At 36.9% G+C, this 17,758-nt stretch carries 12 protein-coding genes; 4 read left to right on the top strand and 8 right to left on the bottom strand.

The genetic code is table 11. The features are described 5' to 3' along the window. Positions 1-63: 63 nt before the first annotated feature. From ppdK to bshC, 7 genes are all read right to left on the bottom strand, one after another. On the bottom strand, positions 64-2,793 hold the full coding sequence (gene ppdK / locus ACIEHO_RS03625; RefSeq protein WP_406968765.1) for a pyruvate, phosphate dikinase: 2,730 nt from the start codon (positions 2,791-2,793) through the stop codon (positions 64-66). A 191-nt stretch (positions 2,794-2,984) separates the two neighbouring features. Continuing rightward, on the bottom strand, positions 2,985-3,212 hold the full coding sequence (locus ACIEHO_RS03620; protein WP_406968763.1) for a DUF3820 family protein: 228 nt from the start codon (positions 3,210-3,212) through the stop codon (positions 2,985-2,987). Positions 3,213-3,217: 5 nt separating this feature from the next. Then, positions 3,218-3,772, bottom strand: coding sequence for a DUF922 domain-containing protein (locus ACIEHO_RS03615; protein ID WP_406968761.1), 555 nt, complete (start codon positions 3,770-3,772; stop codon positions 3,218-3,220). 32 nt (positions 3,773-3,804) lie between these two features. Next, positions 3,805-5,754 carry a LysM peptidoglycan-binding domain-containing protein gene (locus tag ACIEHO_RS03610; RefSeq protein WP_406968759.1) on the bottom strand — a complete coding sequence of 650 codons (1,950 nt, stop codon included), beginning with the start codon at positions 5,752-5,754 and terminating at the stop codon, positions 3,805-3,807. Between the two features lie 147 nt (positions 5,755-5,901). Further along, positions 5,902-7,437 (bottom strand): glutamine-hydrolyzing GMP synthase, encoded by a 1,536-nt coding sequence (gene guaA, locus ACIEHO_RS03605; RefSeq protein ID WP_406968757.1) that lies wholly within the window; start codon positions 7,435-7,437, stop codon positions 5,902-5,904. A gap of 98 nt (positions 7,438-7,535) precedes the next feature. Further along, complete coding sequence (locus ACIEHO_RS03600; protein WP_406968755.1) at positions 7,536-8,906, bottom strand: pyridoxal phosphate-dependent decarboxylase family protein; 1,371 nt, start codon at positions 8,904-8,906, stop codon at positions 7,536-7,538. Between the two features lie 4 nt (positions 8,907-8,910). Further along, positions 8,911-10,512 (bottom strand): bacillithiol biosynthesis cysteine-adding enzyme BshC, encoded by a 1,602-nt coding sequence (gene bshC / locus ACIEHO_RS03595; RefSeq protein ID WP_406968753.1) that lies wholly within the window; start codon positions 10,510-10,512, stop codon positions 8,911-8,913. 488 nt (positions 10,513-11,000) lie between these two features. Here bshC and ACIEHO_RS03590 point away from each other — a divergent pair, with 488 nt between their 5' ends. The 4 genes from ACIEHO_RS03590 (at position 11,001) to ACIEHO_RS03575 (ending at position 15,057) form a co-directional block, all read left to right on the top strand. Further along, positions 11,001-12,263 carry a carboxypeptidase-like regulatory domain-containing protein gene (locus tag ACIEHO_RS03590; protein ID WP_406968751.1) on the top strand — a complete coding sequence of 421 codons (1,263 nt, stop codon included), beginning with the start codon at positions 11,001-11,003 and terminating at the stop codon, positions 12,261-12,263. Positions 12,264-12,513: 250 nt separating this feature from the next. Beyond that, on the top strand, positions 12,514-13,767 hold the full coding sequence (locus tag ACIEHO_RS03585; RefSeq protein WP_406968749.1) for an ammonium transporter: 1,254 nt from the start codon (positions 12,514-12,516) through the stop codon (positions 13,765-13,767). A 29-nt stretch (positions 13,768-13,796) separates the two neighbouring features. Further along, positions 13,797-14,138: a P-II family nitrogen regulator gene (locus tag ACIEHO_RS03580; protein WP_406968747.1), complete on the top strand. Its 342-nt coding sequence runs from the start codon at positions 13,797-13,799 to the stop codon at positions 14,136-14,138. Positions 14,139-14,250: 112 nt separating this feature from the next. Further along, entirely contained in the window at positions 14,251-15,057 is an 807-nt protein-coding gene (locus ACIEHO_RS03575) for a TerC family protein (RefSeq protein WP_406968745.1), read from the top strand. Here ACIEHO_RS03575 and ACIEHO_RS03570 read toward each other — a convergent pair. Next, the gene (locus ACIEHO_RS03570) at positions 15,049-17,718 is read right to left on the bottom strand and encodes a DNA gyrase/topoisomerase IV subunit A (RefSeq protein WP_406968743.1); all 2,670 of its coding nucleotides are present in this window, start codon (positions 17,716-17,718) and stop codon (positions 15,049-15,051) included. The genes ACIEHO_RS03575 and ACIEHO_RS03570 overlap by 9 nt on opposite strands. Positions 17,719-17,758: the final 40 nt, after the last annotated feature.

The raw sequence follows: 17,758 nt of genomic DNA, 5'->3' as shown, positions 1-17,758 counted from the left end.
TCTAATAATTAAAAGACGGATAAATAAATCTTTATCCGCCTTTTAATTTTAATTTATAATTCTTTAAATCGCCTCTTTTATAACAGCTTGTGCAGCAACCAATCGTGCAATAGGCACTCTATATGGCGAGCAGCTTACGTAATCCATTCCTGTCTTATAACAAAATTCTACGGAACTAGGTTCACCGCCATGCTCACCGCATATTCCAACTTTTAAATTAGGCTTAACGCTTCTGCCACGTTCTGTCCCCATTTTTACCAACTGGCCGACACCTTCCTGATCTAAAACTTCAAAGGGATCAACTTTTAAAATACCTTTTTCGATATAAATTGGTAAAAACTTGCTGGCATCATCACGGGAATACCCAAAAGTCATTTGTGTTAAGTCGTTTGTTCCAAAGGAAAAGAAATCCGCCTTCTCTGCAATTTTATCGGCCATTAAAGCAGCACGAGGAATTTCAATCATAGTTCCTACGAAATAATCTACACTATCTTTTCTTTCTTCAAAAACAGTATTGGCCGTATCTCTAATAATTTTTTCCTGAGCTTCAAATTCTTTAACTGTGCCAATCAACGGTACCATAATTTCAGGAACTACTGTCATTCCTTTTTCTTTAAGATTTAAAGCCGCTTCTATTATGGCGCGCGTTTGCATTTCGGTAATTTCTGGGTAGGTATTACCCAACCTACAACCTCTATGGCCCAACATGGGGTTAAATTCTTCCAACTCTGCTACTTTATTTTTTACGGCTTGTAATGAAATATGCATCTCGTCAGCAAGTTCTTTTTGGGTAGCCAATTGATGAGGTACAAATTCATGCAATGGTGGATCCAACAATCTAATTGTAACCGGTAAACCTTCCATTGCTTCAAAAATACCTTCGAAATCCTCACGTTGCATTGGTAATAAATCTTGCAAAGCAAGTTTTCTACCCTTAACGGTATCCGCTAAAATCATTTCGCGCATGGCTTTAATTCTATCTAGTTCAAAGAACATATGCTCAGTCCTTGTCAAACCAATACCTTGAGCTCCAAAATTTCTGGCTACTTTGGCATCTTTAGGTGTATCTGCATTGGTGCGCACTTTCATAACACCATACTTATCGGAAAGCTTCATGATTTGGGCAAATTCCCCAGTAAGTTCAGGTTCGGCAGTTTCTACTTTCCCCTCAATAATGTTTCCGGTTGAACCGTTTAAGGAAATCCAATCGCCTTCATGAAACTCCTGGCCTCCAACGGTAAGGGTTCTTGTTTTGTAATTAATTTTTAAGGCTCCAGCACCAGAAATACAGCATTTACCCATACCTCTCGCAACAACGGCCGCGTGTGATGTCATACCTCCACGTGCGGTTAAAATGCCCTTGGCTATATTCATACCTTCCAGATCTTCGGGAGAGGTTTCAATACGAACTAAAATGCTGCTTCTAAATTTATTGGCCTCATCTGCAAAAAACACGATTTTCCCAGTGGCTGCTCCTGGCGAAGCTGGTAGGCCTTGAGCAATAACATGTGCTTTTTTTAAAGCTTTTGAATCAAAAACAGGGTGCAGCAATTCATCCAATTTATTAGGTTCAACTCTTAACAATGCCTCTTTTTCATCAATTTTGCCTTCTTTCAATAAATCTATGGCAATTTTAACCATGGCCGCCCCTGTGCGTTTACCATTTCTGGTTTGAAGTATCCACAATTTTCCATCTTGAATGGTGAACTCCATATCCTGCATATCTCGATAATGCTCTTCAAGAGTTTTTTGGTAAGAATCCAGTTCCTCAAATATTGTGGGCATAAGTTCTTCCAAAGAGGGATAATTCTCTTTTCTGTCCTGCTCTTCTATTTGAGCCAATTCTGCCCATCGCTTCGAACCTAATTTGGTAATTTGTTGCGGTGTTCTTACCCCTGCAACGACATCTTCACCTTGGGCATTGATTAAATACTCGCCATTAAAAACATTCTCTCCAGTGCCTGCATCACGGGTAAAACAAACTCCCGTTCCAGAATTATCACCCATATTACCATATACCATGGCCTGTACATTTACGGCCGTTCCCCAATCGGCGGGATAACCATGCATATTTCTATAATAAACGGCTCTATCACCGTTCCAACTATTAAACACCGCAATAACGGCACCCCAAAGTTGCTCCCATGGGTCTGTTGGAAAACTGTGTCCTGTTCGTTTTTTTACAGCATCTTTGAAATCATAAACCAAATCTTTTAAATCTTGAATGGAAAATTCAGTATCTAGTTTAATGTTTCTTTTTTCTTTTAGGTGTTCCATGATTTCTTCAAAAGGGTCAATATCATCTTTTGAAGCAGGTTTCATACCTAAAACCACACCTCCATACATTTGAATAAAGCGTCGATAAGAATCCCAAGCAAATTGTTCATTATTGGTCTTTTTAGCCAGCCCTAAAACTACTTCGTCATTCATTCCTAAATTTAAAACGGTATCCATCATTCCTGGCATTGAAACTCGTGCTCCAGAGCGCACAGAAACCAGTAATGGGTTGTCTTTATCACCAAATTCGCTCCCCATTAAATTCTCAATGTTTTTGATGGACGCTTCCACTTCATCCTTAATAGTTTCGATAACCGCATCTCTTCCCAATCTATTATACTGCGTACAGATTTCGGTCGTGATTGTAAACCCTGGAGGTACCGGTATACCAATAGCGCTCATTTCTGCCAAATTTGCGCCCTTCCCTCCTAAAAGATTTTTCATTTCACTATTTCCATCAGCCTGTTTGTCCCCAAAACGGTAAACCCCAGCTTTTGTTTCTTCTAATAACTCCATGATTTTCTATTTAAAAGATTATAAAAATTGTTTTTTAATAACTTTTAAATTTAAGCATTGAACAACTGGTTTTCAATGACATAAATCATGTTCTTAATCTTGTTGGTTTTGTTCAAAATTGAACTTATCATCTCGGGGGCTTGCCAAAAAGACAGGAAAAGAAGCTATAAACAAGCTATTTGATAATAAAATTATTTAGGGTATCGCCTTTTAATATTCCGAATTAAATCTTCCAGGCCATTAAGCTTTAGCTCGTAGACTTGTTTTAGCATATCGCCCAATTTACCTTTTGGAAAACCTTTGCTATGGTACCAAACCACATAATACTCGGGCAAATCGATTAAATACCTATCCTTATATTTCCCAAAGGGCATTTTGGTATGGGCTAAGTCTATTAAAAATTGTTTGTCTGGAAGCATCAGATTTAATCTACAGATTTGAATTTTGAGAGTTTTTGAAGCTCAGCCTGAATATACACTTTCCATTTGATTTGAGATTCCTGATTTCTGGAAAAATCCGTCTCTTTATCATAGCGGTTTTGCACTTCGGCAAGCTCAAAATTTATGGATTCATTAATTTCTTTAAGTTTCTTTCCAATAGTGTTAGATACCTTCAACCGTCCAATACGTAGTCTCAACTTTCGGGCATAAAGCTCTGTAATATCAAAATGCAATTGCTCATGACCTAAAACGTGATTATCTGCCCTTCCCTTTTTATACCATGACGATTCGGGGTAAAAATGTGCATGAATCTCGGTGGAGTAACTTATTACTTGATTTTTGTCGGTTTGCTTTATGGAAAAACCAAATGTAATTCCTGATGCCGTAATAGCTGCAGCACTTACTAAATTATCTGGTTTTGCTCTAAAGTCTGACCATGACAATCGATACGATTCATTCCATGACTTTACAGGTTGGTCTTGTTTAAAACCAATAGTAAACCAACAAAACAGAATAATATATTTTAAAGAAAACACCATTTTATTGAATATAAAACGTCAAGCATTTTAGCTTATTGTTTTACCTCAACAATAGATAGGTTGTCATATTTCACAAGGTAAGCGGTGTCATTGTAATAACCGCCCATAAGTTTCTTTTTGTACCCGAATTTGTTTTCAATGTACTCGGTTAAAGGAGTGTTTTTTGCAGACAAGTACAAATCATCGGAGGACACCAAACGTAATACCACATCCATAGTTAAATCAAACCCCTTAACCGCTTTATTATTTGGTGTAATATTGTATAATTGCGTGTACTTCCTTAAAAATATTTGGTTATCATTTTCATTATAATCTTTTGTTCCAGTTGCAAAATGAAACTGAAGTTTGGACAAATGGGTGTTATTTATTTGGTCACCAACAAAAGCTGAATTTCGATCAGTGGTTACCAAAACAATTTCCCTTGGTTCTTCCTTTTCTTCGTCTTCACCATTTCTAGCTGGAGCATCACCAGTTCTAATTAGTGAAGCCAAAACACTCGTAACATTAGCCGCAAAACCTGCATTTTGTGTTTCTAAAAACACAACGTTTTTTCCTGGTTTTAAAGCATCCTCTATATCTTCAGGCGTTACAAAAAACTCGTCTTCCCCGTCTTTATTCTTTCTAGAGAGTACATGTTTAGCATAACCAAATTCACGCTTTAACTCATTGTAAATAGCCGTATTCTTTGTATCATGAATGATTAAAACATTTTTTTCCAAGGTATCGGATTTTACAAAACTCACAACTTTACTTTTCAATAAGTCATCTGAGGGTCTCGCTTGAAACACATTATCATACAAATTTAATTTTGTGCCAATTGGAGACACTATCGGGGTATTGTAACGTCTAAGTTCTGAAGCCGCTCTCTCAAAGTTCCTAGTTGTTAATGGACCTATAACCGCATCAACATCGTCAAAATTATTTTCTCTAATTATTCGTGATATTTCACTTATCTCGTTCTTGGTGTCATAAATATCAACTTTTAACGAAACACCTAATGATTTTAGCGAGTCAACAGCCATTAGGACACCAGTATGAAAATCTAAAGATGTGCTTAAATAAGGGTCGTTATTAATGCTTTTTTTAGTATCGGCGACCGTATCAAACTCTACACGATTCAACCTGAAAGGCAATAGTATAGCTATGCGTTTTGTACTAAAATCTGAAATACTATCAATTAAATTAATATTTTTTGATATTGAAAAACCCTCTGTGGAACTCGTATTAGGTATTTTCAAAATCATACCTTCTTTTAAACCGCTTTCCTTTAATTCTGGATTTAAAGCTTCAATCTCATCTTGCTCTAGACCTAGTTTCAGTTTCAATCGGTAAAAACCTTCTTTTGGCAATACCTTGTAGTAGCCATACTTTTCGTCTACAACCTTTTGTTCTCCTGAATCTAAATTTGGTACATTTATAACTTCGCCAACTTTTAAAACCTCAGCCATATCTGGATTGAGAGCTTCCAATTCGCTTACCGATATTCCAAACTTATAGGCAATACGCCACTTACCTTCTTTTGGTTTAACCGTGTAGGGCTTCGTTGTTTCAACCTCCTCAATCGTTTCAGTTATTTTATAGATTGGAATTTGAATTTTATCACCCTTTTTTAAGGTATTGGCGTATAAAAATTTATTGTGTTTTTTAATTTCTTCTTCCGAAACATTATAACGTTTGGTTAGGCTGTACAGCGTTTCCTTGCGCTTGGTTTTATGTTCTTTATAACCTTGCAGTTCTTTGGTGACAATAATTTCGGGCTTTTGCGCCTTAGATATTGGAATAATGAGTATGGTATTGGGCTTTAAACCTTCTTTGGCATCTGGGTTTAGCTTATAAATATCGTAGGGTGTTACATAATATTTTTTGGAAATTTCTTCAATGGTCTCCCCTTTTTTGACCTTATGGGTACTAAAATTTTGTGCATTTAAGGATGTAAAACCGAATACTAAAACCAGAACTATTGCTAAGAAAAATCTACTCATACTTTTTGATGTGAAAACCATAAATATAATAAAAACGCTAAGTATTTACTTATATACGTTATATGTTAGTTTAAGGGACGGCATGATGCCGCTTTTATTAAACTTAACATATAATATGCCAAAGACTACTTTAAATTGATAAAAAGATTACTCCCACTCAATGGTGGCAGGAGGCTTAGAGCTAATATCGTACACTACTCTATTAACGCCTTTTACCTTATTTATTATATCGTTTGATGTTTTTTGAAGAAATGCATAAGGCAAGTTTACCCAATCTGCTGTCATACCATCTGTACTTTCAACAGCTCTTAATGCCACACATTTTTCGTAGGTGCGCTCATCTCCCATAACTCCGACACTATTTACAGGAAGGAGCATAGCACCGGCTTGCCAGACTTTATCGTAAAGTCCCCATTCTTTCAGGCCGTTTATAAAAATGGCATCAACTTCTTGAAGAATTCTAACCTTTTCGGCGGTAATATCACCTAAAATACGAATGCCTAAACCAGGTCCAGGAAACGGATGACGACCTAACAATTCTGGATCAATACCCAAAGTAGCCCCTACTCGCCTAACTTCATCTTTAAATATGGCACGAAGTGGTTCTACTATTTTTAACTTCATAAAATCGGGCAATCCGCCTACGTTATGGTGACTTTTTATTGTAGCCGAAGGTCCTCCTGTAGCCGAAACACTTTCAATCACATCGGGGTAAATGGTACCTTGAGCCAACCAATCCACATCTTCCAATTTATGGGCCTCGTCATCGAACACTTCAATGAATGAATTACCAATGGCCTTTCGTTTTTTCTCGGGATCCTCAATACCTTTTAAAGCATCTAGGAAACGTTTTGAAGCATCAACGCCTTTTACATTAAGCCCCATACCTTTGTATTGATTTAGTACACTTTCAAATTCGTTTTTACGAAGCAATCCATTATTTACGAAAATACAATATAGATTCTCGCCAATGGCCTTGTTTAGAAGAACAGCTGCTACGGTAGAATCAACACCACCTGAAAGCCCTAAAACAACCTTCCCATTACCAACTTTTTCTTGAATGGCCTCAACGGTTTCTTCAACGAAGGATTGCGGCGTCCAATCTTGGTGTAACCCCGCTATTTTGACTAAAAAGTTTTCCAATAACTGTTTTCCATCCGTGGAGTGATAAACCTCTGGGTGAAACTGGATTGCATACGTTTCTTCTCCATCAATTCTGTAAGCCGCATTTTCTACATCGTGCGTGCTTGCAATTAAAACTCCATTTGTTGGCAGCTCTTTAATAGTATCGCTATGGCTCATCCAAACTTGACTACCCGTATGGATATGAGCAAAAAACGGCTCATTCCCTTTAATGAAAGATAAATTTGCGCGACCATATTCTCTAGTATTTGAAGGTGCTACTTCTCCGCCAGAAAAATGCGCTAAATATTGCGCACCATAACATACGGCCAACATAGGCTTCTTGCCTCTTATCTCCCTTAAATCGGGATGTAACGCTCCTTCGTTACGAACCGAGGTTGGGCTTCCCGATAAAATTACAGCTTTGTAATCTTCGATACCATCAGGAATCTTGTTGAACGGATGTATTTCGGAATAAATGTTGAGTTCTCTAACTCTGCGGGCAATAAGTTGTGTGTATTGCGATCCGAAGTCTAAAATTAGTACTTTGTCGTGTTGCATGCGCAAAAATAGTAATAGATTTTTTATTGACGAATTACCAATTATAATTTTTTGTTTAAATTTTCAACAGTCTACAAACTTATTAAAAATCAACTTTTTCACTTCATGGAATCCAAAATCATTTCAACATCATTTTTAGTGGTGTCAGGGTTAATGAAGCAAAATCGAGAAACCGTTTCAAATGTATCGCCGTTTTTCCACTTCGTTGGTGTTACCAAAGCAAAACCCTTTTCGTGATTTTCGTAGGTCCAATGCGTATAATCATCAGGCTTCCATCCTATTCTTCTATACAAAACACAAGATAAACTTGGGGCTCTAACCAATTCTAGATTAGGATTTTCTTCAATCAATTTCCCGGCAATTTGTGCCAACTCCAAACCACGTTCAACAGCCTCTTTATATTTATCGGTGCCATGTGTTGCCAATGAGAACCATAATGGCAACCCTCGCACACGACGGGTTAACTGTATTTGGTAATCGGTTGGATTAAAACCGTGAGCTCCTTCATCTTTAAAAATATCTAAATACGAACCTTGTTGCGAATGGGCCTCCTTGGCCAGAATAGGGTTTTTATAAATTACCGCACCGCAATCGTATGGCGAAAACATCCATTTGTGTGGGTCTATGGTAATGCTATCAGCCCTTTCAATACCATTAAACAAATGCCTTACGGAATCGGCGACCAATGCACCTCCACCATAAGCTGCATCGACATGAAACCAAAGTTTTTCGACTTCACAAATCTCAGCAATACCTTTTAAGTCATCAATAATACCGGCATTTGTTGTTCCACCGGTAGCCACTACTGCGAACAAACGTTTACGTTGATGAAAATTTAAGTCATCAATGGTATTTCTCAAATCTTTTCCTGTTAACTCTTCCTCAGAGTCTACCAACAAAATATCGACATCAGCTACCTTGGCCATGGCTTTTATTGAAGAATGCGCCCCAATGGATGTAATGATTAAACCTTTTTCTCTTTTGTAAGTATCATCTCTACGCCAATATTCGCGTGCAGTAACAATAGCAGATAAGTTGGCCGCTGTACCGCCACTGGTAAATACTCCAAAAGCGCCCTCTGGCAAACCGGTGAGTGAAACCATCCAACGCATAGCTTCATTCTCGCAAAAAATACCGCCTGCACCTTCCATCCAATAAGCCCCATGAATACTGGAAACCGAAGTCACCAAATCGAACATTACGGCCGCTCTAGTTGGTGATGCAGGCACAAATGCCAAATGCCTTGGATGGTCTATTGGCACATTAGCCTTAGATAAATATTTCTGCCAAAGTTTAAAAGCATACTCGCCTCCAACCCCTTCTCGCGTAACGGTTTCACCTACCAAAGCTCTTAATTCTTCTTCCTTTTTGGGTTTTCCTATAGGGTGTTCGGTCGCAGAAATTCTGTTGATGGCATATTTCATGACATCTAAGGTCATTTCTACTAAGTCCATGTCTACTTTGTGCATAATTTTATAAGTTCAAAACTAAAAACTCGCCTTTTAAAGGCTTTAAGTTTTCAATTAAATGAGGAATCAACGATTCACCATATTCCAGATAAAATTCTGAGAAGTTCGTGTTTCGCTCTTGCAGACCTTGATTTGGAAACAATTCATTTTGAAGTTCTGTCATTCGTAAAACTTCATCCGACAGTTTTCGTTTTTGCGCTTTTAACAACCGTTTTTCTAAATTATCCAATCCTTTTAACTGCTTAACTTCTTGCGCTTTTACAGCCCCTAAAAATGACTTATCGGTTTGTTCAGCCAGTTTATACAAATCTTCAAACTGTTGCTTTAAATGCTCTTTTTGCGGTGAGAAATCAATATCAACATTTGATATTTCACGTACTTTTTTATTGATAAAGTTATCTCGTTTCAGAAAAACCTCCTCTGCAGAAATATTTAACTTTTGAAGCTTTTTTAACTGATTATTAGATTGTAACAACACTGAATTTCGCAGTAACAAAATCGGAAACGGCACCTTTACCTCCTCAAAAAACTGTTTTAACTGAAACCAATACGCCAACTCTCCACCGCCACCAATATAGCATAGATTGGGCAAAATCACTTCTTGGTACAACGGGCGCATAATTACGTTGGGCGAAAACCGTTTTGGAAAATCAGAAACTTCTTTCAACATCTCACTCTTACTCCAAGATATTGTTGTATTTAAAACTTTATACACCTCATTTTCATAAACGATTCGTTCACGTAGATTTTCTTTTAAGTAAAACAGATTTATTTCCCTCGGATTTACCTGTATTTTATAGTTGTCGGGTAATTTATTAATTTGTTCATTGGTTTGAGAAACGAACTTAAAAGCCTTTTGCTTTACCAATTCTTCTTGCATGTACGGAATAAACTGTTTTTTCAGTTCGACATCGTTGGCATCGATAATAACAAGCCCAAAATCTTTAAACAGTTCATTAGCTAAATATCTTGTTGCATCGGTTAAATTATCATGTTTTAAATAGGTGTTTTCAAAAAGTTGCTTTAAAATATCAGCATTTTTGCCTTGCCCCAATTCTTGCGAAAACAAATCCAGAACAGCCTTTAATCCATTTGTTGAGAGTTCACCCACAGCACCCTTTGCCTTTTTATTCCAATTCAGTTTTTTTCCTTTGAAAGTAAAATAATTGATTTCTTCAAAATCGTGGTCTTCGGTAGCCATCCAATAAACTGGCACAAAATTTAAATCTGGATATGCTTTCTTTAATTCTTTTGAAAGATTTATAGCCGAAACAATTTTATAAAGAAAATAAAGTGGCCCCGTAAATAAATTGAGCTGATGCCCTGTAGTAACGGTAAAGGTGTTTTTAGATTTTAGACGTTCAATATTTTGAAGTGATTTTTCTGAAGCGTCGAGATTTTTGTATTGCTGCCTTAAAACTGAAACCAATGCCGTTCTTGATTCCGCAGAAAACCAATTCTTCTTATCTTCAATTTGCCCTTCAAAATTTTCAAGAGCTGGAAAGCGGTTGTAAAATAGCTTTAACTGCGGCTTTTCATCTAAATAATCACAAATTAATGATGAAAAATAGCCTGTCTTAGGAAACGGAATATGGTTGTACTGCATATTTCAGATTAAAATCATGTAAATATACAGCTATTCTATTTTTTGAATTCTAAAAATTACGTTAAGAGTTTTTTGGTCATCTTTATGACTTCTGAATTGCAATAATTTAAACTTAAAAATTCCTGAATCGGAGGTATTTTCCAAAACATCTTTAATTATAATCTTCCGGCAATAATTTGTTCAGGATGATAATGAAACCCTGAATTCTGAAGACGACACATCACTTGAAAAGCATTTGGAATTTCAGCCGGAGGTGGGTACAGAAAAATAAATCTATAAATGCCCATCTATTGTCAATTAGAATGAACTTCGCAAACAGCAAAACATACCACAAATAAAACTTAATTTCATGTTGCCGAGCAAATGGCCGTGCTCAATTTTTATTTGTATTATCCCATGAGTTCAAAACAACAATAACCACTCTTAAAATTAGATAATTACGTGTTTTTTTTGTACCTTATAACGTTAATCCCAATACGCCCTTTGTTATGAAAACCATATATAAACGCCATTTTATTTATACGCTTCTGGTCTTTTTTATGTACTGTCCAATATACAGTGCGCAAACCAAAGATAACTTTGTTGAACTGGAAGGTAAAATTGTCGATGCCGAGACAAACAACCCCTTAGTTTTTGTTGATATTGTTATTACAAATTCAAACATTAGCACCGTAACCAACAGCGATGGTGAATTTCTGCTAAAAGTACCTAGGCCTTTAATAAACGGCACCATCAATATTACACATCTTGGATACGAAAAACAAGAAATTCAGTTATCATCAATGAATAAAAACGAGCGAATAAAGCTTATACCCGCGTTGACAAAATTAAATGAAATTAATATTGTTGCAACATCACTAAATGCGCGCGAATTAGTTGAAAAAACATTAAAAACGAAAAGCACGCTTTACAACAACCATAACACCCTAATGACTGCTTTTTATAGAGAAACCATAAAAAAAAGAAGACGAAATGCCTCCCTTTCTGAAGCAGTTGTAAAAATCCACAAACAGCCCTATGGCAACTTTAGGAAAGACCATATTGAACTCGTAAAGGCGCGAAAAAATACAGATTACAGCAAATTAGACACTTTAGCTGTAAAACTGCAAGGTGGACCATTTGGCAATCTATATACAGATATCATAAAATACCCCGAGTATATTTTTACTGAGGAAAACATGATGCTATATGAGTTTAGTTATGCGAATTCTACCATAGTTAACAGCGAACTTATATATGTGGTTAATTTTAAACAAATTGAGGAAGTTAAAGACCCGTTATATTACGGTAAACTTTATATTGATGCAAAAACGCTAGCGCTAACCAGTGCTGTTTACAGCTTAAATGTTTCAAATAGAGAATTGTCTAGCAGAATTTTTGTTCGCAAAAAGCCACGCAAGGTCGAAGTTTTTCCCAAGGAGGCCAACTACCGCGTTAATTACCGAACGAAAGATGGTTTATGGCATTATGCCTATAGCAATATTTCTCTAACTCTTAAGGTAAATTGGAAAGGCAAATTGTTTAATAGCGTTTACACTCTAAGCAGTGAAATGGCCATTACCGATTGGGAAATTAAAGACACCAAATTGGCCCATGTAAGAAATCAATTAATACGCCCAACTACTATTTTAACCGAAAAAGCATCCGGGTTTTCCGACCCTCGATTTTGGGGCGCATACAATATTATTGAACCCGAAAAATCAATAGAATCAGCCATTAAGAAAATTCAAAGGCAATTAAAAAAAACTTAATCTTCATTCAGGAATAAATACCAAAATTCCTCATTAAGACCGATATCATATTAAAAAAACATATCGGTTTTTTTTTAATTTATTTTAACCATTTTATCAAATTAGCTAAATATCCATATAATTGAAAATACTGTCTTCTTTTTTAACAAATTCATAAAAACATAACCTAGTTATTTTTATATATTGCGTTTTTCGAAAAAAACAACCAAATATTTTTTTATCAACTAACTAAACAAAAAACAACAATTTTATGGAAACAGTTGCAAATTTTGCACTAGAACAAACTGAACTAATTTCGGCAATTGATACCGTTTGGGTATCCATTTGTGCCGCAATAATTTTTTTAATGGAAGGCGGTTTTGCACTTCTTGAAGCAGGTTTTGTACGTTCAAAAAACGCCATGAGCATTATAGCCAAAGTATTTATCGATGTAACGTTCGGAGGCCTTGCTTTTTACTTTGTAGGATTTGGAATTGCATATGGTAGTTCAAACGGTTGGTTTGCATTCGATACCGGGATTACAAACAACGATTTAGGATTAGGGCTTACCGTTTCAAATAAACTATTCTGGTTTATTCAATTAGGCTTTGCCATTGCGGCTATTTCAATAGTTTCGGGAGCGGTTGCCGAAAGAATGAAGGTATGGGCCTATGCGATTTATGTTGTCATATTTTGTGCCATTATGTATCCAATGGCGGCCAATTGGGTTTGGAATCCGAATGGCTGGCTAGCTTTAAGAGGTTTCAATGACTTTGCTGGCTCTGCTGCCGTTCATGCCATGGGAGGTTTTGCTGCTTTGGCAGCAGCTATTGTATTAGGGCCGCGTATGGGAAAATATGACAACAATGGCGAACCGGTTGCCATACCTGGACACAACCTACCTTTAGCCGCCGTAGGTGCTTTTATACTATGGTTTGGCTGGTTTGGCTTTAATCCCGGATCAACACTTGGTGCTGTGGGCAATTGGGAATTAATAGGAAGCATTGTTACCAATACATTTTTAGCCTCGGCCGCCGGTGGAATTTCAACAATGCTGTACACCTATTTTAAATACGGACAGATCGATATCACAATGACAATTAATGGTGTGCTTGCAGGCTTAGTAGCCGTAACTGCTGGTTGTAATGTTGTCGATTCCAGTTCTGCCATTGTAATTGGTTTAATTGCAGGAGTGCTTGTAGACGTTGCTGTAATTTTTATTGATAGATTGAAAATTGACGACCCCGTAGGAGCAATTGCAGTTCATGGTATCAATGGTTTATTTGGCGTTATTGCCGTTGGATTATTTGCAACAGAAGGTGGATTATTTTTTAGCGGTGAAACTAGCCTTCTTCTCACTCAAATTATAGGTGTTGCCGTAATAGGTGTTTTTTCTTTTGTGATTACTTTTATTATCCTAAGTATCATGAAAAAGACCATTGGCATACGGGTAGAAAAATCTGAAGAGCGCGCAGGTATCGATGCCGTATCATTTGGTGTTGAAGCGTACACCACTTTTGAATAAGAATTATAGAATAACTTTAAATTACAAAAATGAAAAAAGTAGAAGCCATAATAAGACCATCAAAGCTTAAAGATGTACAACGCGGATTAAAAGATGCGGATATCCCTTGCATTACTGTTGTTCCCGTTAAAGGAATAGGGTTACAAAAAAGTTACTCTGAACGCTATCGTGGAACCGAACAATCTATGATATTACAAAGCCGAGTCATGATTATTTGCGTGATTAGCGATAAGCACTTAGAAAAATGCATCAAAGTAATTAAAGACAATGCCTCTGAAAATCAAGTTGGTGATGGTAAGATATTTATATATCACGTAGAGGATGCTATTCGTTTAAGCACCGGTGTTCAAGGCGTTGATGCTATTATTTAAATGAGCAAAGTATTCACTCAATCTTAAGGGACGCCATATAAAAATCATCCTATTTTATTTATAGCTTAAAAAAGTTAATTTTATTAAATTTACATATTAACTTTTTTAAGCTTTGATAGACTTTCTTTTAACAAGCGACGCCATAATGGCACTGCTTACACTTACATTTTTAGAAATAATTTTAGGTATTGATAATATTGTTTTTATATCGATAGCCGCTAACAAATTGCCAGAAAACCAACAATCAAAAGCCACCAAAATTGGTTTGGTGCTGGCTATGGTTCAGCGCATAATATTGTTATTTTTTGTTAGCTTTTTAATTGGCTTAAAAGAACCTTTTTACACTATTGAACTTTCTTGGCTCCACATTGCCGTAAGTTGGCAAGCCGTTATACTTTTTGCAGGTGGATTGTTTTTAATCTATAAAAGTACTTCGGAAATACACGAGAAAGTAGAAACACCCAACCACGACGAAAAAAATCTCAATAAAAAGAAATTAAAGACTCTATCACAAGCTTTGATTCAAATACTGATTATTGATTTTATCTTTTCAATAGACTCCATTCTAACTGCAGTTGGAATGACGAACGGATTGCATCCTAACCACAACTACACGTTGGTATTGATGATTATTGCCGTTGTTATCTCAATAATTATTATGATTGGTTTTGCTAACCCAATTAGGAAATTTATCAAGATTCACCCTAGTATGCAGATTCTAGGGTTGGCTTTTTTGATATTGATTGGTTTTATGCTTATAACGGAAGCGGCACATTTATCGCACACCAAATTATTTGGAAATGAAGTGGGCGCAATCCCCAAAGGCTACCTTTATTTCGCCATTGCATTTTCACTTTTTGTAGAATTTTTGAATTTCAGGTTTAGCAAAAAGAACAAGGAATCAAAAGAATTAAAATAACGTCGTTTGGCCTTTATCGTCTTTTGTCGAATCGTCGTTATTCTCATTTTTCGGACCCAAAGGTTTTTCTTCATCTAAACTACCCGATACATTAGAGGACACGTTAGTCTCATCAACCACTTCCAATTCATCTGCATGCACCTCTTCCGGAGCTTCGTACGGCAAAGGATTTAATAAGTTTATTTGATTGACTTTATCTTTGGTAAGCTGGTTTCCTTGTGCAGAAACACCCTTAATATCAATGAAATCCTCTAGGTTGACCTCCAAATTATCCTTTCTGTCTTTACCACGCTCTTTTGCAAAAACAACTTCAGCCATCGGTTTCCAATCGGTAGACACAATTTCAAGTTGCGAATTTGGATGTTCAGAAATAAAAGATTCTTCCCGTCCTTCCTGCTCTATTAAAAATCGCTTAACGTAATATAATTCCTTTTCCCCATTATAATAAATGGCTGAAATGGGCTTTTTAGGCACCCATTTTTCCAGTACAATCATATCGTCATCAAAGTGCATGGTGACTTCAGGCGTAACCGTTTTTACGATTCCAGATTGCGAGATAATCAACAATTTATCTTCCCCCCTAAATTCACCAATGAGCTCTCCTCTACCATCAAGGTTTAAACGTTGAACGGTATCATCAAACCAAATTTTACGTGGCTTTAAAGTTGAAATACCTTTCTCCTTAAGCTCAACCCGTTTTACTGAATATTTAGTAACCAGGTTTCCTTTTGAAGCACGGCCTTTGATTATAATATCGGCAAAATCCATATCCCACTTCAGCTTTTTGATACTACCCACCTGACGCAACAAAATGGTTACCACTTCGGCCTCACCATTGGGGTTAGCGGAAAAATACAACACCACTGAACCTTTATTTCCGTTGGTCAAATCATATTCCCTATCGCGTGTCATACTGGTAACCGCAAAACGTTTTATATATGACGGACCTTTCTTGCCATCACGATAGATCATGTTGTAAATGGTGCGCTTGTCTTTCTTTTTGAATACCGCGACATGAATGATGTCTTTTCCAATAAAGGTTTTAGAGTCCACCTTGGTCACCATCATTTTCCCTTCTTTGGTAAACACAATAATATCATCAATATCACTACAATCACACACATATTCATCACGACGTAGCGACGTTCCAACAAAACCTTCTGTACGGTTCACATAAAGTTTAGTGTTTCTAATCACCACTTTCGTGGCATCAACATCATCAAAAATCCTGATTTCAGTTTTGCGCTCGCGTCCTGCGCCATATTCCTTTTTCAGTCTTTCGAAATAGGCAATGGTATATTCTATTAAATTGGCTAAATGACCTTTCACCTCTGCTATTTGGTCTTCTAAAGCATCAATTTTTTGTTGCGCTTTATCAATGTCAAATTTAGAAATACGCTTGATTCTAATTTCAGTAAGACGAACAATATCGTCTTCGGTCACGGCACGTTTTAAATGCTTTATATGTGGTTGAAGTCCTTTATCGATGGCTTTAATTACACCTTCCCAAGTTTCTTCTTCTTCAATATCGCGATAAATTCTATTTTCAATAAAAATACGTTCTAATGAAGCAAAATGCCACTGCTCTTCAAACTCGCCCAACTTTATTTCGAGCTCTTGTTTTAAAAGTTGGACTGTGTTATCTGTACTTCTACGAAGCATTTCGGAAACTCCAATAAAAAGCGGCTTATTATCTTCAATCACGCAGCCAAGCGGAGAAATAGAACTCTCGCAGCTAGTAAATGCGTAGAGCGCATCAATAGTTTTATCAGGTGATAAACCTGAAGGCAAATGCACCAAGATTTCGACCTCGGCAGCCGTATTATCTTCAATCTTTTTAACTTTTATTTTACCCTTATCGTTGGCCTTTAGAATCGAATCGATTAAGGATTGGGTGGTTGTACCAAACGGAAGCTCAGTAATAGTCAACGTGTTTTTATCAAACTGAGAAATTTTAGCACGAACACGTACTTTACCCCCTCTTAACCCGTCGTTGTAATTAGAAAAATCGGCGATACCAGCCGTTGGGAAATCGGGTAAAATAGTAAATCGCTTGCCCCGTAAATGTTTAATAGAAGCATCAATGAGTTCGATAAAATTATGTGGTAATATTTTAGTTGAAAGCCCTACGGCAATTCCTTCGCCACCCTGTGCCAACAATAGCGGAAACATAACCGGCAAGTTTACCGGTTCTTTTCGCCTACCATCATAACTGGCCTGCCACTCGGTAATTTTAGGGTTATAAACAACATCCAACGCAAATTTAGAGAGGCGTGCCTCAATGTAACGAGAAGCTGCAGCGCTATCACCAGTAAGGATGTTACCCCAGTTACCTTGGGTATCAATCAGCAAATCTTTCTGACCGATTTGCACCATGGCATCGGCTATACTGGCATCACCATGTGGATGATACTGCATAGTATGCCCCACAATGTTCGCCACTTTATTATAGCGCCCATCGTCAAGGTCTTTCATAGAATGCATAATACGACGCTGAACAGGCTTAAAACCATCTTCAATGGCTGGTACCGCACGCTCTAAAATAACGTACGATGCATAATCCAAAAACCAATCTTTGTACATACCCGTAACACGGGTTATGGTTTCTTGGGGCTCGCCTTCGTTTTTTATTAAATCGTCGTCGTTTTCTTCTTCTATCATTAAGAACTATGTTTCTTAGGCTTACCATTTAGGGTAACCT

The organism is Flavisericum labens, assembly GCF_045446075.1.
Lineage (GTDB): Bacteria > Bacteroidota > Bacteroidia > Flavobacteriales > Flavobacteriaceae > Flavisericum > Flavisericum labens.
Note: the sequence above shows the minus strand (reverse complement) of the source record. Positions and strands in the feature narration are given on the sequence as shown.

Excerpts from the sequence above, each read along its gene's own strand:
- ppdK (WP_406968765.1), bottom strand. The coding sequence starts at position 2,793 with ATGGAGTTATTAGAAGAAACAAAAGCTGGGGTTTACCGTTTTGGGGAC.
- ACIEHO_RS03620 (WP_406968763.1), bottom strand. The coding sequence starts at position 3,212 with ATGCTTCCAGACAAACAATTTTTAATAGACTTAGCCCATACCAAAATG.
- ACIEHO_RS03615 (WP_406968761.1), bottom strand. The coding sequence starts at position 3,772 with ATGGTGTTTTCTTTAAAATATATTATTCTGTTTTGTTGGTTTACTATT.
- ACIEHO_RS03610 (WP_406968759.1), bottom strand. The coding sequence starts at position 5,754 with ATGAGTAGATTTTTCTTAGCAATAGTTCTGGTTTTAGTATTCGGTTTT.
- guaA (WP_406968757.1), bottom strand. The coding sequence starts at position 7,437 with ATGCAACACGACAAAGTACTAATTTTAGACTTCGGATCGCAATACACA.
- ACIEHO_RS03600 (WP_406968755.1), bottom strand. The coding sequence starts at position 8,906 with ATGCACAAAGTAGACATGGACTTAGTAGAAATGACCTTAGATGTCATG.
- bshC (WP_406968753.1), bottom strand. The coding sequence starts at position 10,512 with ATGCAGTACAACCATATTCCGTTTCCTAAGACAGGCTATTTTTCATCA.
- ACIEHO_RS03590 (WP_406968751.1), top strand. The coding sequence starts at position 11,001 with ATGAAAACCATATATAAACGCCATTTTATTTATACGCTTCTGGTCTTT.
- ACIEHO_RS03585 (WP_406968749.1), top strand. The coding sequence starts at position 12,514 with ATGGAAACAGTTGCAAATTTTGCACTAGAACAAACTGAACTAATTTCG.
- ACIEHO_RS03580 (WP_406968747.1), top strand. The coding sequence starts at position 13,797 with ATGAAAAAAGTAGAAGCCATAATAAGACCATCAAAGCTTAAAGATGTA.
- ACIEHO_RS03570 (WP_406968743.1), bottom strand. The coding sequence starts at position 17,718 with ATGATAGAAGAAGAAAACGACGACGATTTAATAAAAAACGAAGGCGAG.